At 26.9% G+C, this 18032-nt stretch carries 15 protein-coding genes; 4 read left to right on the forward strand and 11 right to left on the reverse strand.

Translation table 11 applies throughout. The features are described from left to right. Position 1: 1 nt before the first annotated feature. The 6 genes from cas4 to cas6 are packed head-to-tail and all read right to left on the reverse strand — an operon-like array spanning position 2 to position 7122. Complete coding sequence (gene cas4 / locus ACH5BK_RS06285) at positions 2-493, reverse strand: CRISPR-associated protein Cas4 (RefSeq protein WP_404305555.1); 492 nt, start codon at positions 491-493, stop codon at positions 2-4. Then, positions 487-2925 carry a CRISPR-associated helicase Cas3' gene (cas3, locus tag ACH5BK_RS06290; RefSeq protein WP_404305557.1) on the reverse strand — a complete coding sequence of 813 codons (2439 nt, stop codon included), beginning with the start codon at positions 2923-2925 and terminating at the stop codon, positions 487-489. Before cas3 ends, cas4 begins: the two co-directional genes overlap by 7 nt. 8 nt (positions 2926-2933) lie before the next feature. Next, complete coding sequence (gene cas5b, locus ACH5BK_RS06295) at positions 2934-3743, reverse strand: type I-B CRISPR-associated protein Cas5b (protein WP_404305559.1); 810 nt, start codon at positions 3741-3743, stop codon at positions 2934-2936. Position 3744: 1 nt separating this feature from the next. Continuing rightward, positions 3745-4626, reverse strand: coding sequence for a type I CRISPR-associated protein Cas7 (locus ACH5BK_RS06300; protein ID WP_404305561.1), 882 nt, complete (start codon positions 4624-4626; stop codon positions 3745-3747). A gap of 1 nt (position 4627) precedes the next feature. After that, entirely contained in the window at positions 4628-6382 is a 1755-nt protein-coding gene (locus ACH5BK_RS06305; protein ID WP_404305563.1) for a hypothetical protein, read from the reverse strand. After that, positions 6379-7122 carry a CRISPR-associated endoribonuclease Cas6 gene (cas6, locus tag ACH5BK_RS06310; protein WP_404305565.1) on the reverse strand — a complete coding sequence of 248 codons (744 nt, stop codon included), beginning with the start codon at positions 7120-7122 and terminating at the stop codon, positions 6379-6381. The genes ACH5BK_RS06305 and cas6 overlap by 4 nt, the downstream gene beginning before the upstream one ends. 238 nt (positions 7123-7360) lie before the next feature. On the opposite strand from cas6, the gene ACH5BK_RS06315 reads away from it, so the two are divergent. Continuing rightward, positions 7361-8287, forward strand: coding sequence for a helix-turn-helix transcriptional regulator (locus tag ACH5BK_RS06315; protein WP_404305567.1), 927 nt, complete (start codon positions 7361-7363; stop codon positions 8285-8287). Here ACH5BK_RS06315 and aat read toward each other — a convergent pair. The 5 genes from aat to ACH5BK_RS06340 form a co-directional block, all read right to left on the reverse strand. After that, positions 8284-8955, reverse strand: a complete 672-nt coding sequence (gene aat / locus ACH5BK_RS06320; protein WP_404305569.1) for a leucyl/phenylalanyl-tRNA--protein transferase — start codon at positions 8953-8955, stop codon at positions 8284-8286. The two genes, ACH5BK_RS06315 and aat, sit on opposite strands and share 4 nt — an antisense overlap. 78 nt (positions 8956-9033) lie before the next feature. Beyond that, a complete protein-coding gene (locus tag ACH5BK_RS06325) occupies positions 9034-9696 on the reverse strand; it encodes a c-type cytochrome (RefSeq protein WP_404305571.1) in 663 nt (220 codons plus the stop codon). A gap of 118 nt (positions 9697-9814) precedes the next feature. After that, complete coding sequence (locus tag ACH5BK_RS06330; RefSeq protein ID WP_404305573.1) at positions 9815-10663, reverse strand: flagellin; 849 nt, start codon at positions 10661-10663, stop codon at positions 9815-9817. A gap of 130 nt (positions 10664-10793) precedes the next feature. Continuing rightward, positions 10794-13016: an ATP-dependent Clp protease ATP-binding subunit ClpA gene (gene clpA, locus ACH5BK_RS06335; RefSeq protein ID WP_404305575.1), complete on the reverse strand. Its 2223-nt coding sequence runs from the start codon at positions 13014-13016 to the stop codon at positions 10794-10796. A 3-nt stretch (positions 13017-13019) separates the two neighbouring features. After that, a complete protein-coding gene (locus tag ACH5BK_RS06340) occupies positions 13020-13319 on the reverse strand; it encodes an ATP-dependent Clp protease adaptor ClpS (RefSeq protein ID WP_404305577.1) in 300 nt (99 codons plus the stop codon). Positions 13320-13390: 71 nt separating this feature from the next. Here ACH5BK_RS06340 and bioD point away from each other — a divergent pair, with 71 nt between their 5' ends. The 3 genes from bioD to ACH5BK_RS06355 all read left to right on the forward strand — a co-directional run bounded on the left by bioD (position 13391) and on the right by ACH5BK_RS06355 (position 18023). Continuing rightward, a complete protein-coding gene (gene bioD, locus ACH5BK_RS06345) occupies positions 13391-14023 on the forward strand; it encodes a dethiobiotin synthase (RefSeq protein ID WP_404305579.1) in 633 nt (210 codons plus the stop codon). 335 nt (positions 14024-14358) lie between these two features. Beyond that, positions 14359-15489: an HpcH/HpaI aldolase/citrate lyase family protein gene (locus ACH5BK_RS06350; RefSeq protein ID WP_404305581.1), complete on the forward strand. Its 1131-nt coding sequence runs from the start codon at positions 14359-14361 to the stop codon at positions 15487-15489. 14 nt (positions 15490-15503) lie between these two features. After that, positions 15504-18023 (forward strand): aldolase/citrate lyase family protein, encoded by a 2520-nt coding sequence (locus ACH5BK_RS06355; RefSeq protein WP_404305583.1) that lies wholly within the window; start codon positions 15504-15506, stop codon positions 18021-18023. The last annotated feature ends 9 nt before the right edge of the window (positions 18024-18032 follow it).

An 18032-nucleotide genomic window follows, 5' to 3' on the forward strand; every position in this document is an offset into this window, starting at 1 on the left:
TTTATATAAAACAGTACTCATAATAAGCACATTTTCTACACTTTGACTCAAACTTTGATTGTGGTGGAGTATCTTGATTTATGAAAGTTTCAATTTCATTCAAAATCTTTAAAAGCTTTTTTTCACTTAGCTCATCAAGTTCAATATAATGTATTTTTTTATCTTGTTTGTTTTTCTCAATAAACTCAATCTTGCCTTTTTTTATCACACCTTTTTGCTTTAGTTTATAAAGATAAAGTAAAACTTGCCATTTTACAGACTCCACATCACTGTCAGATTTTTTTACCTCAACCAAATAATCTCTTGTAAGCTTGTCGATTTTTATATTTTCTATACTTATTTCAGATTTTTTAGATTTTTCTTCATTTATTTCATGTAAGATTTTCCCTATTCGAACATCTTCACTATTATCTTCTAGGTTTATACGGTTTGCATGTAAATAACACTGTCTTTTACAGTGAAAGTAGTAGTTTATTAGTGTACCGTTTACCAAAATATATCCTTATTTTTTTTCTGATATGCTTTTCTATTAAACTTACCATCTTCAATAAATTCTTCATAATTTGATATAAAATAATAAGCTCCACAAGTATAACTATAACAAGGTGGTGTTTGAGTATCTGAATATTTTGTAATATTAAATGTAAAAAATTGCATTAAAGAATCAATTTTTCTTTTTTCTATTTCTTTTTTTGCATACCCTTCAATATCATTTAACTTTTCAAAATCTTCCCAAATAAGCTGACCATCTAATTTTCCATCATCATCTAAATACTTAGATATACTTTCTTTATTTTTAAACTCATCAATTTCACAATTTGATATGTTAAGTTTAAAAGGAAAATAGAGTCTAAAACTTTGAGTATTAATAAGTTTCATTTGTTCTTTTATTTCTTTATAATTTAATTTTTGGACTTTTTTACTAAACTTTTCAAAGTTCCCAAGTATTCCATCTTCTATTTTTGAATCATCTTTTTTTATTCTTTGAAATACTTTTTCATAAAATTTTTTAAAATCTTTTTCTAAAAGAATTTCTCTAAATTCCTCTTTTTTTAAATTATCTTCTAATCTATTATCTTTTTTGTAAATCTTACTTTCATCATCTTTATTAAAAAAATAGACTTTAGGTTTATATTTATTATCTAATTTTAAACATGACCTATTTATTCTTCCTAAAAACTGTTCTTCACTATCTATTATAGAAATATCTTTAAAACCTAAATCCATATCAATATCCACTCCAGCTTCTATAACTTGAGTTGCTACTAATATAAGTTTTACATTTTTTTCTTTTTTTATCTTTGCTATTATTTTTTCTCTTGTAGCTTTATTATCATCTCCACTTAACTCATAAATTTCAAAATCTTTAAATTTTCTCTTATTCCTTTTTATCTCTTCAAAAAACTCTCTTGCACTATCTTTTTTTATAAACTCAAAGACTATTTTTGAGTATTTGTTTTTCTCTTCATCAAGTTTATTTATTAAAACTTTATATTCTTTTATCTCTTTATATTCTTCCAATAAAGAAAAATCAAGCTCAACTCTTGATTTAAAATATTTACTTTTAAAATATTCATCTTTATTTTTAATCAATTCAACAAAAATATTTTCTTTTGAAGTTAGTAAATCATCTAACTTTGGTAAAGTAGCCGACATAATTATGATTTTTATATTTAAAACTTTTGCATATATAGAAAAAAACTGAATCATATATGACCAAAGTTTATTATCATAACTTTGTATTTCATCAAGTATTATCACACTATTTGCAAGTTGCCATAAAGGAAAGTTTTCTTCTTTAGAAGTACCAAATAATATATCAAAAAAAGATACATGAGTAGTAAGAATGAGTTCATTATGAAAAAAAAGTCTATTCATATATGACTTTTGATACTTACTTTCTTCATTTTCTTGTTCTTCATCTGTTTTTTCTTTTATTGGTGTTATTGAGTTAATAACACATGTGTCTAAATCATCTTTAAAAATATCATCTATTTGCTTTTTTGTTTGCTCAACTAAAGTATTAAAAGGAAATATATAAAATATTTTATTTATCTCTTCTTTTTTTAATAACTTCATTGCAAGATTGATGGAAGTAAGGGTTTTACCACTACCTGTAGGTGCTTCAAGATAAAAAATATTTTTATCAAAATTTTTTATTATATTTTCTTCTGCTTCTAAAAACATTTTAGAACGAAGTATATTTATGCCCTCTAAATTTTCATTATTTCTTATATTTTTGATTATTTTATAGTCCTCAAATCTATTTATAATCTTTTGTCTATCTTTTATAAGTCCAAAATTTTTAGTTGGTAAATCTGCCATATATTCAGTTGTTGCATAATAATCACTCGAAACTAAAAGTGAAAAAAGAAGTTTATTTAATATATAAAATTCAAATTCTTCTATATCATATTTTTTAATATGAGTAAAAAAAGATATACATTTTTCATCATAATCTTCAAAAGCACTTAATTTCCCATGGTGTTTAGCTATGTGATAAGAAAAACAATATAAAATAAATTCTAACTTACTTTTCACTTTTCTATTTTTTATTTTCTCTAATTTTTTAGTATAGTATTTTAGATACTCTATTTTTGAAAAAGATGAATGTTCTGATGAACTTGTAGAGCCTCGATATTTATCAAATTTTTTATGAGGATTACTCATTTTATTAGCTTGAAAGTAACCATTTATTTTTCCCACATCATGTAAAAAAATAGCACTCTCAAACATCTGTTTTATAAATTCAAAATGTTCATTATCAATATTATAAATTAATCCATCTATAATCTCTTCTAAACCTTTTACTTTTACAATCTCTTGAAAATATTTATATGTTTGTTTACTGTGAGAAAGAAGGCTTTCATTTGGAGTATGAGCCAAGAAAGTTTCATCTACTCCAAACTCTTTTAAATCTATCATTTTTTTTCCTAAATAAATACATAATTTTTATTTTTATAAGAAAAACTGTTATTAGGTCTGTTTTCTAATTCATGATTTGTAAAACATAATGTCTCATATTCATAAAAATGAAAATCTTTTTGTAAACTTATAGGAGATACTTCTTGAAAAATAAAAGGTAGTTCATTTTCTCTTTCAAATCCATCAATTTTACCCTCTTTTATAAATAAGGAATCAATATAAAGTCCTTCTTCTGTATAAAGTTCTTCACTTAAATCTATCTCTTCAACTTTTTCAATATTTGCAGGATGATTATTTTTACCTAAATAAGGAATGTAAATCGCTTTTTTATTTAATAAGTACTCTTTTATTTTTTTATATTCATAGCTTTCATCTTCAAGTATTATTATTTTCCATCTTGGATTTTCAAGCCATTGCTCTCTTACTACTAAATTTCCACCTTGTTCGAAACTTGCATAACCTACACTATTATTAAAAGTTTGAATTTTTTTAGAAAAGTATCCATTTTTTGCCAAAGGTATTATAGATATTTTAAGATGTTTTAGTTTTTCATAGTACTCTGGATATGATTTATCCAAAATACTCTTTTCATCTTGTAATTGTTTTTTTTCTTTTCCCTTTAACTCTTTTATTTTTAAAGCAAGTTCAGCTTTCTTATCATGTAAATTAGTATAACCCTTTAGCCCAATAATTGCTCCAAGGATTCCTAAAAGTGCTGGTTTGTGAATATTATTATAAGTAAAATAGGCATACGAATTTACATCAGGTTTTTTAAACATGGCACTTTTGCCACCTATTTCAAAACTTATAGCTTTCATTTTATAGCTTTTCTTGTGTGAAAATGTTATATGAGTTTAAAGATGTACTTACTTTTAGCTTATAAGGATTATAATAAACTTCTACATTTTCATATTTATCTTTTATCATATCTTCTATATTAGTTAAATTTATACTTCTTTCATCACTATTAAATTCAATATAATCGCTTAAATCAGGTAAATAACAATCTTCATCTTTACATTCAACAAATAATGCAAATTCATTTTCACAACCAAATTTTGAGTTTGTACTATACGCAGTAGCACTATGTAAAGCTACTTTTTTAAACTCTTCGTAATCTTCATTTTTATATTCACTATTTTCAACTATACTTTTATATTCAGCATAAGCTTTTGGATTAATAGAAAAACCATAAAAATAGTGTGCTTCATCTACAGTTGTTTTTGTACCTAAAGTAGATTGTTTTGCACCTTCTTTTGTAGAATCAGCAAAAGGTGAAAGAATATCTTGTACTTCTACATTTGTATCATCAAATTTATTAAAGCCCTGTCCAAATTGCACTGCACCTGTAATTGAAATATTTTGTCCCTCTTCTGCAAAAGTAGCTCCAAAGTTTTTCACATCAACACAATCAAAAAGATTTTTCATTACATCTTTTGTAAGTGTTTTTTTCTTATCAATTTTTTCAAATAATAACTCATATCTTTCACCTAATTTATTAGGAGTAACATCATCTTTCCAAGATTTTATGTACATTACTTTTTTGTTTTCATTTAACCACATTTTTTTCATTGGATATTTCAAAGCTTTATCACTTCCAAAAATATCCCCATTACTAATGCTTTTTGGTCTACCTGTAAAATCTGCATTCCAATTTGCCATTTTTGCTTTTACACCTATTATTCCATATACTCTTTTCATTTTACTTCTCCTCTTCTTTTTTCTTATCATAAAAAACATTTTCAACTGTAAAACCTACTAAAAACCTATCTTTATCATCTGATAATAATTTTTCATTTGATTCATAAGATTTTATTAAAGCTATTGCTTTTTTTGCTTTTGTATTATTTAGACCAATTGCATGTTTATATTTTTCTAAATCTACAGTCAAAACATCTTGTATTTTTTTTATATCTTTTGCCTTAAAATACCTTTCTGCAAAAGAAAAAGTTTTATTTTTAATATCTGCCTTACTTAATGAAAGTAAATAATACGCCCATTGAGCACTTAAAAATAAAAACTCATTTTTACTCAATGCAGGATAAGAATCTTGTGTTAAAAGTGTTCTTATATTTTCTAATTCCCTTTCTATATCCATCTCAATTCCTTTATAATATTTTTTTAATGATAATTTCAAATTTAAAGCTTCTTTTGCCTTTTGTTTTGCAAAGTAAATCTTTTTCTCATCTGTTTCTTTTAAATACTCAAAGATAAAATCCCTTCCATATTTTTCTATATGCTTATAAAGACTCTTTTCATCTTTATAATATTTTCTAAAAAAGTTATTCATTTCATATCTAGTTGTTAAAACTATATTTTGCAAATTTTTTGATAAATACTCAGATACCTTTATATCTTTACTATCTTTATAATAGTTACTAATTAATTGCTTTTTATAAAAGAGTTCATCAACTATTTTTTCTAAAACAAAAAGTTCTTTTATTTCATAATCTGATATAAGTTCCTTATCTTTTTCTACTTTAAGATAATTTTTTACATAAATTGGTTTAAAATATTTCTTTATATCATCACTTTTTAAAGGTATATAATCAAAATCAATAATTTCAGCTTCATCATTTTTTGATTGTTTTTGCATGAAAAAATGTTCCTCATCTAAAAATCTATCTTTTTGAATGTTCTTTTCATCCCTATAGTTTTGTATTTTTAACCAATCAAAAAACTTTTTAAGCATTAAAGCATCACTATTTTTTATCAAAAAAGGAATATTTAATTTTTTTGTTTTATTTTCAAGGTATGGTTTTTTAGAGTTTAAGCCCATATTTGCATTTGAAAGTCCAAATATTTCATCTTCTATTTTTTGATTAAAATCATTTTTATTAAAAACTTTTAATGCTAAATATATTTCACTCTCTTTTTTATATACCTCCATATCTTCATCAAAAAAAATCTTTACATAATTCTTAATTTCTAATTCTTTCACTTTTTCTATAATCTCATTTAATTTAAAATCTAAAACATTATACTTTCTTACAATATCTTTTTGTCTTGATAACTTTTTTATCTCATTTTTATATTGATTTAATATTTCTTTATCTTTTTTATTAGAAAATTTTTCAAAATTTAATACTGTTAAAAATAATTTATTCCTTAAGTGTTTTTTATCAACTTTGAGTAGACTTTCAGACTTCATAAATAAACTTAAATAATTATTGTTGTGTATAGATTTTATAGGAGCATCATAAGATTTAGATGTTTCAATTACATTACTACAATAATCTCTAATTTTAAACCAATCTTCCATTTCACTATTCACAATTCCATTTAAATCAGTAAAAACTTTTTCTTTCTTGATAGTTTTTGCTTCATAAAAATCCAAAGTATTATCTTTATTTATTTTTACATATAATCCATCTTTTAAAACATAATTATCAAGTATTAATTTATCTTTGTTCTTTTCATACTCTTTTTTAAATACATCTAATAAGTCATAAATCATACAATCCCCTTCCCAAGAACAAACCCTCCACCATAACTTTGGCGCTCACCTAAGCCACAAGCAAGTGCTACAAATGCAAGTTTTTGACTTATTTCATCTTCATTTACTATTATTTTAAACTTATTTCCAAAAAGTCTTACTTTTTGTTCTTTGTTATCATTTATTTTTTTAGTAAAGTAAATTGATTGAGGTTTTTGGTTTTTTATTTCAAAAAGTTGTATAAAGTTCGAAGTGGCTTCTAAATCTTCATCATAAAATAACTTATATTTTTTTAGTAAGTTATCTTGAAGTTGCTTTTGCAAGACAAAAATATCATCTTTGATACTCCAAAACATCTGTTTCTTACCTTTTTGTCTTGGAAGTGATACTATTACAGGTGTTACACTATACAATTCTGTTATAAAAAACTGTTTTACGACTTTTTTATTTGTTTCAAATATTTGTAAGAAGTGATTATTTATATTTTCACGAAGAAGACTAGACAATAAGTCTATAAATTCTTCATCAAGTGAACGAAGGATAAACTTATAAATTTTTCCTTTCTTATATAGTTTATCTTTTTCAAGGGGATAAAACCCACCAAAACTATAAGCCTTAAAGCCTTTTTGTTCATGTAATTGTTTTAGTTTTTCATTTTTTAACATAGAAAAGTTTATAAATTTTGAGATTACATCAAAACTATTTATAAACTCTATGTCTTCTTTTATAAATGCTGTGCATATTAATTCAAAGTATTTCATTTTAACTCCATTTGTTGCATTATCATTTTATCACTTTATTATTTTAAAAAAATTAAATACATATTAAAATAACAGTTTCATACAAACTTCTCATCCTCTTCAAAAAATGTATCATACATCATATATAAAATCCCCACAAAAATAAAAAGTTCCATTTCTTATCCTTTTTGAATATTTATAAAAAGTTTACTATACTTACTAGACAATATAATGTCCGTTTTTATACTAGGAAAAACTTATGAAAAAACATGATTATGATAAGATACTTTTTAGACTAACTTCCATTTGGCAACGCCTAAGAGAAGGGGAAATTTTAAGTGTAAAAGACTTAGCAATTGAATACAATGTATCCACAAAAACAATACAACGTGATTTCAATGAACGTTTAGCCTCAAAGCTACCTATTGAAAAAAGTGGACATAAATGGAAAGTCAAAGAAGGTCATAGTATTGATAAAACTCTTAGCTTTGAAGAAGACTTGGTTTTAGATATATTAAAAGAATTATCTTTATCTATGGGAAGTACTTTTAGCACTAGCACAAATAAATTATTTTCAAAGATACAAAATAGACATGAAACTCCTATTTTTTCTAAAATTGAAATAGAAGATATAAGTAATAAAACAAATATTATAAAAAATATACAAGAAAGTATCAAAAATAAAACCCAAGTTGAGTTCCAATATAAAGATAAATATAGATTCATTGAACCTTATAAAATAACTACTTTTGATGGGTACTGGTATCTTTATGGAAATGATATTTTATCAAATAAACTAAAAACTTTTTATATAAAAGATATTGACTCTCTAAACACTACAAATAAGATATTTAAAGAAAACCCAAAAGCTATAGAAAAACTACGACTGGCTATAAATGTCTGGTTTGAACCCAATAAAGATTTCTTTGAAGTAAAACTTTTAGCTAAAAAAGAGGTTTCAAAATACTTTGAAAGAAGACCTTTAAACTCTTCTCAGCTTATCACTAAAAAATATAATGATAGCTCCATTGAGCTTTCTTTAAATATCACAAGTGAAAATGAGATTTTATTTGAGCTTAAAAAGTGGCAACCATACCTTTTAGTAATACAACCAAAATCTTTAGCAAAAAAAATTCTTTCAACAAGTAGAGAATTTTTTGATAATCAACTTGAACTTATGATTTAAAAATCTAAAGGATTAGATATAGAGTTTTCTATATAGTTCAAAAACTCTTTTCTTGAAATATTTATAGCCCCAAGAGATTGAAGATGTGTACTTGGTACTTGACAATCTATAAGTTTAAAGCCTTTAGTTTTTAACCTTTTAACTAGATAATATAAAGCCACTTTTGAAGCGTTATTTTCTTTTGAAAACATTGACTCTCCACAAAAAATATCACCTATATTAATACCATAACCACCACCTACTAACTTATTATCTAGATATGCTTCAAAAGAGTGAGCAAAACCCATTTTATGTAACTTTACATAAGCTTCAATCACTTCATCCAATATCCAAGTACCTTCTTTATCTTTCCTTGCATTTGCACACTCTAAAATAGTTCCCTCAAAATTTGTATCAAATCGTATTTCATATATTTGTTTATTTATGATTTTTCCAAGACTTTTTGAAATTTTAAAATCTTCTAATTTTAATACCATTCGAGGATTTGGAGACCACCAAAGTATTGGATCATTTTGATTATACCAAGGAAAAATTCCTTTTGTATATGCAGTTATTATTCTATTTGGATTTAAATCCCCACCATAGGCAATAAGACCTTCATCATTAGCATATAAAGGATTAGGAAAGTTAAAAGAGTATTTATCTAAAGGAAATATATTTAAATTCAAAAGTAACCTTCATTTTTGAAGATTATAACAAATAAGTTAGAGAAGTAAAATAAAGTAGGAAACCCTACTTTATTTATTTTATAAATTTGAAATATAAGTAGCTAATGCGTCAATTTCTGCATCAGTTTTAGTAGCAACTTGTCCAGTCATTACACCTTTCATAGCTCCACCATAAGTTCCATTTTTATATCCATTTAAAGCATCAAGAACTTTTTGCTTATCCCAACCTTTTATAATTTGAGATTTACCAAGTGCAGCTTTTTCACCATTTTGACCATGACATGTAGCACATGAAGCAAATAAAGCTTGACCATTTACAGATGATTTTGTTTCTTCTTTTTTCTCTGTCATAGAATCAACCATAGCAGCAGCTTCTTTACTTACATCTTTAACTACTTCTTTTGTTTTTTCCATAGTGTCATTTACAACTTCTTTTGTTTTAGCAACTGTATCTTCTACAACTTTTGGAGTTTCGTCTGCTACTTTAGAAGCAACATTTGATACTGATTTAGAGATATCTTCTGCTGCTTTTGTAACAGTAGCTTTTACTTCATCAGCAGCTTTCTCTACAACTTCTTTTGTTGTTGGCTCAGCTTTTTTAACTTCTTCAGCTTTTGGTTCAACTTTAGCTTGTACTTCTTGCTTTACTTCAACACTCGCAGTTGTTTCTTCTTTTTTATCTTCAGTACATCCAGTAAATAATAATAAAGCAACAGCTGAACTTAATAAAACTTTTTTCATATTTAACCCCTTGATTAATAATTTTTATTTTACTTCAATTTCACTAAATTAGTGACAATTTTTTGAGATTTTAGAAAGTTATTGTATATTAATTGTGATAAAAGATAAATAACTTTATTTATCTAAAAAGGTATTTAATCATAATTTCTTGTATTCTATTTGCTTGTGCAATTGCATACATTCCAGCTTCCATTGCAATTTTAAGTCTATTTAGATTCATAACTTCTTTTGCATAATCCACATCTCTTATTGTAGATTCACTAGCTCTTAAATTTGTTTCCATAGTCATCATATATCTTATAGAAGATTCTAATTGATTTTGAGTTGAACCATACTCTGCACGATAAGTATTTAGAGTTGTCAAAGCATCATCTACAACACTCATATTTGTTGCTGCTATATCTGCTGTTAAAGCACCTTCTCCTAAACTTTTTAAAGCACTTAGATTTAGTCCTGCACTATTTGACCTAACACCTTTCATAGTTATAGTATCACTTGAAGTTTCACCTATTTGAAAAGATAAATCATTAGATAAAGTATCATCTCCTCTTCCTTGTTGTAAAAGCGAAATACCATTATAGTTTGTTTGTGTAGCGATATTATCAAGTTGCTCTATATACTTTAGTATATCTTTTCGTATAGCTTCTCTTCCCTCATCAGAAGTTGTTGCTGTTCGTGCTTGTATTAATTTACTTTTTATAATATCTATTATATTGGATTGTTCAGCCATCGCTTTATCAGCTATTTGAGTTAGAGCTATTGCAGAATTTGCATTTTCTATACTTTGTTTTACTGAATTTGCTTGAGTTCTTAATTTGTCAGCTATTGCTAAACCTGAGGGATCATCACTTGCACTATTTATTCTAAGTCCGGTTGTTATTCGTTCTAATGATTTTTGATAAAGTCTACTATTAGTATTGTAATTTTCGTAAGCTATAAAAGCTGAAATATTAGTATTTAATCTCAAAGTAAACTCCTTTCATAAAATCATTAAAATCACAAGTTATACAAAGTGTATTCTAATTATCTCATTTTTTATTTTAAACAATTCTTAAATCTAGTTTAAAATAAATATAGAGTTTAAAAAAAGCCACTTTTTAAAGTGGCTTATATTCGAAAGTAAAATCTTCTTTATAATCAATCTTAACTTGACCGCCTTTTTTAAGCTTTCCAAATAAAATTTCATCTGTAAGAACATTTTTAATTTTTTCAGAAATTACTCTATTAAGAGGTCTAGCTCCCATAGCTTTATCATAACCTAATAGTGCTAACTCTTTTTTAGCTTTAGCAGTGATAGAAATCTTAATATTTTTATCAACCAATGCTTCTTCCAAGTCTTCTATAAACTTACCTGCAACTTTAGCAACTACATCTGAACTAAGTGCTGCAAAAGATACGATATTATCAAGTCTATTTCTAAACTCAGGAGCAAAGAATTTGTTGATAGCTTTATTCTCATTTAAGCCATCATCTTTAGCAAATCCCATTACATTTGCTTCTGTAGCACCTAAATTTGATGTCATAATTAAAATTACATTTTGAAAATCTGCTTTATTTCCACTATTATCAGTAAGTTCAGCATTGTCCATAACTTGAAGTAAAATAGACATTAAATCAGGATGTGCTTTTTCAATCTCATCAAGTAATAATACTGTATGAGGATGTTTTCTAATAGCTTCTGTTAAAAGTCCACCTTGTTCAAACCCAACATACCCAGCAGGAGCTCCAATAAGTCTTGAAATTGTATGAGCTTCCATATATTCACTCATATCAAATCTTTCAAAATGAACACCTAATTGGTTTGATAACTCTTTAGCAACTTCTGTTTTACCAACACCAGTAGGCCCAGTAAAAAGAAAAGATCCAATTGGTTTTTTATCAAGTCCAAGTCCTGCTTTATTTCTTTTAATAGATTGAACAATAGCTGAAATAGCATCATCTTGACCAAATACTCTTTTTTGCATATTCTTCTCTAGCGTTCTAAGTAGAGTAAGATCAGATTTTGTTGCACTTTTTGCTGGAATATGTGCCATCTTAGAAATAGTTAATTCTATATCTTTTGATGAAACATTTATATTGTTTTTAGTTTTAGTCTTATTAGTAGCAAGCCCTATTTTTTTTGAAGCCCCAACCTCATCAATAACATCAATAGCACAATCAGGTAAAAACCTATCAGTTATATATTTCTTACTAAGTTCAACTGCACTGTGTATTGCATCTTTTGAATACTTAATACCATGGAACTCTTCATATTTAGATTTAAGTCCTTCTAAAATAGTAACTGAATCTTCTATTGAAGGCTCTTCAACATCAACTTTAGCAAACCTTCTACTTAAAGCTTTATCTTTAGAAAAGTCATTTCTAAACTCTGCAAAGGTAGTAGCTCCTATACATCTTAACTTACCATTAGCTAACATTGGTTTTAAGATATTTGAGGCATCCATAGCACTTCCACCAACAGAACCTGCCCCAACAATAGTATGAATTTCATCAATAAATAAAATTGCATTAGGAACTTTTACTACTTCTTTTAAAAGTGATTTTAATTTCTTTTCAAAATCCCCTCTATATTTAGTCCCAGCAATCATAGATCCCATATCAAGAGAAAATACTTTTGCATTATTTAAAAATTCTGGTACTTTCTCATTTGCTATTTCTAAAGCTAAACCCTCAGCTATTGCTGTTTTACCAACACCAGGTTCACCTACTAAAATAGGATTATTCTTTTTTCTTCTTGAAAGTATTTCAATTACTCTTGAAATTTCTTTTTCCCTTCCAATTACAGGATCAATTTCACCTTTTTTTGCAAGAGCTACTAATTCAGTAGAGTTTTTATCTAATACTTTATTTTCTTGACTTTCATCATTTGATGAAGATTCTTCACCCTCTTCATCTAAATCTTTATGGGAAATTTCTTCAAGAATATCTACTTTTTGAATTCCTAATTTTTTTAATAAATAAGAAGCATAAGATTTTTCATCTCTTAAAAGTGCCACAAACATATCTTCTACATTTGCTTTTTGTTTACCACTTGTTTGAGTATGTGCTACCATATACTCAATAGTTGAAGTTAAAGATACAGTCTCAATTGGCTCATCTTCAATCCCTTCTGGTAAAACAGGTGTGTTCTCATCTATATACTTTTTTGTATCATCAAAGATTTTATTTGAATCAACGCCTAAATCAATAAATAAATTTTCTATGGTTTCAGCATGTAGCAACATTAAAAAAATATGTTCACTTGTTAAATATTCATGTTTACTACTTTTTGCATAGCTCACTGCTTGTGCAAAAATATTTCTTAATTCATTACTTATCATTTTTTACTCTTCTTCCATAATAGCTTTTAAAGGAAAGCCTTGCTCTCTTGCCATTGTTTTTACTTGTGCAACTTTTGTTGCAGCTATTTCATGGGTATAAACACCACAAACTTCTTTACCTTTATTATGAATATTCATCATAATAGATGAAGCCTCATCAACAGACTTTCTGAAAACTTTTACTAATACATCTATAACAAAGTCCATCGTTGAATAATCATCATTTAAAAGTAAAACATTAAACTTTTTTGGTTCTTCTAGTTCTAATTCATCATCTAATTCTATTTCTATTTCGTTACTCACTTCAAACCTTTTATGTGATAAAATATAATTTAATTTTTAAAATACATAAATTATACCAAAAAGAAAATTATATGATAAAAGAAAAAGATTATTATAAAAACAAAACAATATTTGTGAGTGCTACAAATACAGATGTAGGAAAAACTTATGCAAGTGAAAAATTTTTAAGATATTTTTCAAGTTTAGGATTAAAAGTAGGATACTTTAAACCATGTGAAACAGGAGTAATTGATACTCCACTTGATGGAAGTAAAATGTTAAAACTAGTCAAAGAGTTAAATCCTAAATTTGATGTAACTATAAATGATATAGTTCCTTATCAGTTTAAACTTCCAGCAGCACCTTATGTGGCAAAAGAAAATACTATTATAGATATAGAGTTTTTAAAACAAAAACAAAAACAGCTACAAAAAATGTGTGATGTTTTGATTATTGAAGGAGCTGGAGGTCTTATGGTTCCAATAGAAAAAGATATATTTATTATTGATTTAATAAAAGAGTTTAAAGCTAAAGCTTTTTTAATTACTCCATCAAAACTAGGATGTATAAATGATACTTTACTTTCTATCCAAGCCTTAGAAACTAGAAATATTGATTTTGATTTTTTTATAAATTTATATGAAGATAAAGATAGTTTCAAAGAAGTTTCACTTCCATTTTTGAAAGAATATTTTGGAGAAATTCACTATTTAAATGACATATAAACTATTATATGCAATTTTGAAAAAAACTGATTTTTTTACAATAAATTTCAAAATTTGTAAAATTTCATTTTTTTTCACACTTTAATTTAGTGTTAAAACCTAGCCTTTTTTTACACTTTTTATACATTTTTACCCTTTGAAAGCACCATAAATACCTACTTTTATTATAAAAATAAATTTAATCTTAAATAAAATTGCTATTTTAAATAATATGAAAACAATTCATTTTAAATGCTGTATAACTTTCTCGTTCGTTTTTAATAAACTATAATCAGTGAGCTTAAAAACAAGAAGCAAATATAAAAGCACAAAACAATAAAGAAAGGTAAAGTAAGATGACTTCTGCAATAGATTTATCTAAATTAACGGCAAATGATGACTTAACACCAGTACTTGGTGGATATTGGCCAGGTATACAAATTTACTACCCACCAATTAAGTTTAATCCATTAGATGGAACATACGAGAGTATGGAACAAGCAAAACTTAGATTACAAAAACATGCTTATAAAACAAAAGCACATACTGTACTTTTTGACTTAGAAGATGGCTGTAGACAAAAAGCTATGTCAAGAGAGTTATTAATTCAAGAACTTCCAAAGTTCCCTGAAAGAAACTTTCAAATAGCAGTTAGAATCAACCCATTTAGAACAGATGAGTATGAAGAAGATTTAAAAATGTTAAAACAAATTCACAAATATGTTGATGTAATTGTTTTAGCAAAAGCTGGAGAGGTTTATGGTTCAGCTGAGATTAGAGATTTATCTTCTTGGTTAGTATCTATTGGAAGTAACTTAACTATTCAACCAATTATTGAACACCCAAAATCTCTTCAAATTGCTGATAGATTAATGGAGCATTCAACTGTAAAACACGTTGTATTTGGTATTCATGACTTCTCAAAAGCAATGGCTTATAAAATCACTCCAACAGGATGGATTAATGAGTTAGAAACTTTCTTCAATATGTTAACTATGGAAGCAAGAGTAAAAGGTACAGGTGTAATTGGAGGGGTTGAAGTAATGTTAACACCACACTCTTTACCTGATAACTGTTTAGAGAAAAAAGATATTAGAAGATGGTTAGACTTACATGGGGATGAAGCATCAAGACAAGTTTATGCTCACGCGAAAAAAGAGTATGCTATGGGTCTTACAGGAAAACAAGTAATTACTCCTAATCATATCAATGTATGTAAAGTAGCATTTACACCATCTCCAAAAGAAATAGCAAAAGATGTATCTATCTTAAAAGCAGCTATTGATGCAGATGCGCTACTAAGTGGAGCAATTAGATATGAAGGTGAAATGTTAGATCCACCAATGTTTGGTAAGTCATTACAAAACCTATTAAGAGCTTATGCCTTAAGAGCATTACCAAAAGAGGATGAATTATTTGCATTAACAGTATTAAATAAAATGCCAATTCATACATTTAAAGAAAACTGGCCTTATGGTCAAATTTAATAAGGAGTTATAATATGAGTTCAAATATTAAGATTGAAATACCTGAATTCTTAAATATCGGTGTTGCTTGTACATCTGCTCACGTAGGAACAGCAAAAGAAAACAGCACAGCTATGATTATTGAAGATGATAAATTAGGTACTGATGAAATTTCATATAAAGATTTAGCACAAAAATCTGACCAAGTGTGTAACTTCTTACAAGGTTTAGGTTTTGAAGCTAGAGATAGAGTATTAGTTTGTTTAAAAAACTCACTTGCTTACCCTATTTCATTTTTTGGTGCTATTAAAGCAGGAATTATTGCAGTTCCTACCTCAACACTTTTATCAGGTTCAGAAGTTAAATATTTAGCAGAAGATTCTCAAGCAAGAGCAATTGTAATGAGTGCAACTATGTTTGAGAATTTAACACCATACCTTGAAAACTTAGATAACCTAAAAACAATTATTGTTGCAGGTATTGATAGTGTTACTGAATTAAAGGTGCCAAAAGGAATGAATGTTTATGCTTTAAATGAAATTTTAGAGCAAACAGATACAACTCCTAATCACTATAAATCAAAATCTGGAGAGCCTGCATACTTAGTATATACATCAGGTACTACAGGTTATCCAAAAGGTGTTTTACACTCTCATAGATCACTTGTAGGTAGAACTCCTGCAACTGAATATTGGTTTGATTTTAAAGAAAATGACAGAATCATGCATTCTGGTAAATTTAACTGGACTTATGTACTAGGTTCAGCTTTAATGGATCCTTTATATAATGGTCATACAGTTATTGCTTATGAAGGTGCAAATGACGCTTCTACATGGGTTGATTTAATTAAAAAACATAAATGTACTATCTTTATTGGAGTACCTACAATTTATAGACAAATTATTCAGAAAACTGAATTTACAGCAGAGGATTGTCCATCACTAAGATATTGTATGAGTGCGGGGGAGCATTTATCTGATGAAATGATTGGTTTATGGAGAGATAGATTTAAACAAGACATTTATGAAGCAATTGGTATGAGTGAATGTTCTTACTATATTTCGCACTCAAAAAATAACCCTATTAGACCAGGAAGTGCAGGTTTTGTACAACCAGGACATACAGTAAAACTTTTAAATCCTGATACCTTAGAAGAGGTTGGATTAGAAGAAGAAGGTATGATTTGTATTGGTGAAGATGATCCAGGATTATTCTTAGAGTATTGGCAATTAGAAGAAGAAACAAGAAAAGCTAGACATAATGGATACTTCTTTACAGGTGATTATGCTAAAAAAGATAAAGATGGATACATCTGGTTTATTGGTAGAAAAGATGATATTATCAATACATTTGGATTTAGAGTTTCACCACATGAAATAGAAAGAGTTGTAAAAACTCATAATGATGTAGCTGATTGTGTTGCCTTTGGTTTAGAAATTGGAAAAGATAAAGTAATTGTTGCTATTGCTGTAATTGGACATGAAGAATTAAGTGAAGAAAAAGAGCAAGAGATTTTAAAATTCTCTCAAGATAACTTAGCTAAATACAAAGCTCCTAAAATGATTTTTGGAATGAGTGATTATCCAAGAACAAAAAATGGAAAAGTTTTAAGAAAACAATTAGTTAAAAATTTACATGATTTATACCATGCAAAAGAATCAGGTGAAGAGATTGTTGAATACAAAGCTAGAAGATCTATGTTATTTGTACCTTCATATAATAAACACAATGTTGAAAAAGCAAAAACAATCTTAGCAGATTCAGTAATCTTTGATTTAGAAGCAATTTTACCAGAACAAAGAGAAGCAGGTAGAGAGACTGTAAGACAAGTTTATAAAGAACAAGGTTGTAAATTTGGTGAATCAGAAAGAGTTCTTAGAATCAATAATCTTGGAAGTGAAGAGTTAGCAAAAGATTTAGAACTTGCAAAAGAAATTGAACTAGACGCTTTACTATTCTCAAAAATTGAATCAAAAGAAGATGTATTAGAAGCAGTTAGATTAATTGATGAAATTAATCCAAGTTTAACTTTAATGATTATGATTGAAACGCCATTATCTGTTTTAAATATTCAAGAAATTTGTGCAGTAAGTCCAAGAGTTGCTGTTGTAGTTGCAGGTTCAAATAAATTAGCTAATAGACTTCAAATTGATATTAAAAAAGGTTCAAAAGCTATGTTTAACTACTTATCACAAGTAGCCTTAGCAGCAAAAGCTTACGGAAAAATCGTAATTGATGGACCACATTTTGATGTTCATGATGAATTTGCTTGTGAAGATTCAACAAAAGATGCCTTTAACTTAGGATTTGATGGTAAATCACTTATTCACCCAATTCAAGTTGAGTATATTAATGATATCTTTACTCCTAAACAAAAAGAAGTTGAAGATTATGAAGCAATGATTAATGAATACGAAGAAGCTAAAAAACAAGGTAAAGAAGTAATTATGCATAACAATAAACTTGTTGATGGTTCAAGAATTAAATGGGCTAGAAAAATGATTGCCTTATATGAAACATATAAATCATTAGGTCAAAACCTATTTGGTAAATAAGGAGCTTAT

It is taken from the genome of Arcobacter sp. YIC-80 (assembly GCF_044841725.1).
Lineage (GTDB): Bacteria > Campylobacterota > Campylobacteria > Campylobacterales > Arcobacteraceae > Arcobacter_B.

What these genes read in the sequence shown, in the direction of transcription:
- ACH5BK_RS06315 (WP_404305567.1), top strand. Translation starts at nt 7,361, where the DNA reads ATGAAAAAACATGATTATGATAAGATACTTTTTAGACTAACTTCCATT.
- clpA (WP_404305575.1), bottom strand. Translation starts at nt 13,016, where the DNA reads ATGATAAGTAATGAATTAAGAAATATTTTTGCACAAGCAGTGAGCTAT.
- cas5b (WP_404305559.1), bottom strand. Translation starts at nt 3,743, where the DNA reads ATGAAAGCTATAAGTTTTGAAATAGGTGGCAAAAGTGCCATGTTTAAA.
- ACH5BK_RS06305 (WP_404305563.1), bottom strand. Translation starts at nt 6,382, where the DNA reads ATGATTTATGACTTATTAGATGTATTTAAAAAAGAGTATGAAAAGAAC.
- cas6 (WP_404305565.1), bottom strand. Translation starts at nt 7,122, where the DNA reads ATGAAATACTTTGAATTAATATGCACAGCATTTATAAAAGAAGACATA.
- cas3 (WP_404305557.1), bottom strand. Translation starts at nt 2,925, where the DNA reads ATGATAGATTTAAAAGAGTTTGGAGTAGATGAAACTTTCTTGGCTCAT.
- ACH5BK_RS06300 (WP_404305561.1), bottom strand. Translation starts at nt 4,626, where the DNA reads ATGAAAAGAGTATATGGAATAATAGGTGTAAAAGCAAAAATGGCAAAT.
- ACH5BK_RS06325 (WP_404305571.1), bottom strand. Translation starts at nt 9,696, where the DNA reads ATGAAAAAAGTTTTATTAAGTTCAGCTGTTGCTTTATTATTATTTACT.
- ACH5BK_RS06355 (WP_404305583.1), top strand. Translation starts at nt 15,504, where the DNA reads ATGAGTTCAAATATTAAGATTGAAATACCTGAATTCTTAAATATCGGT.
- ACH5BK_RS06350 (WP_404305581.1), top strand. Translation starts at nt 14,359, where the DNA reads ATGACTTCTGCAATAGATTTATCTAAATTAACGGCAAATGATGACTTA.
- bioD (WP_404305579.1), top strand. Translation starts at nt 13,391, where the DNA reads ATGATAAAAGAAAAAGATTATTATAAAAACAAAACAATATTTGTGAGT.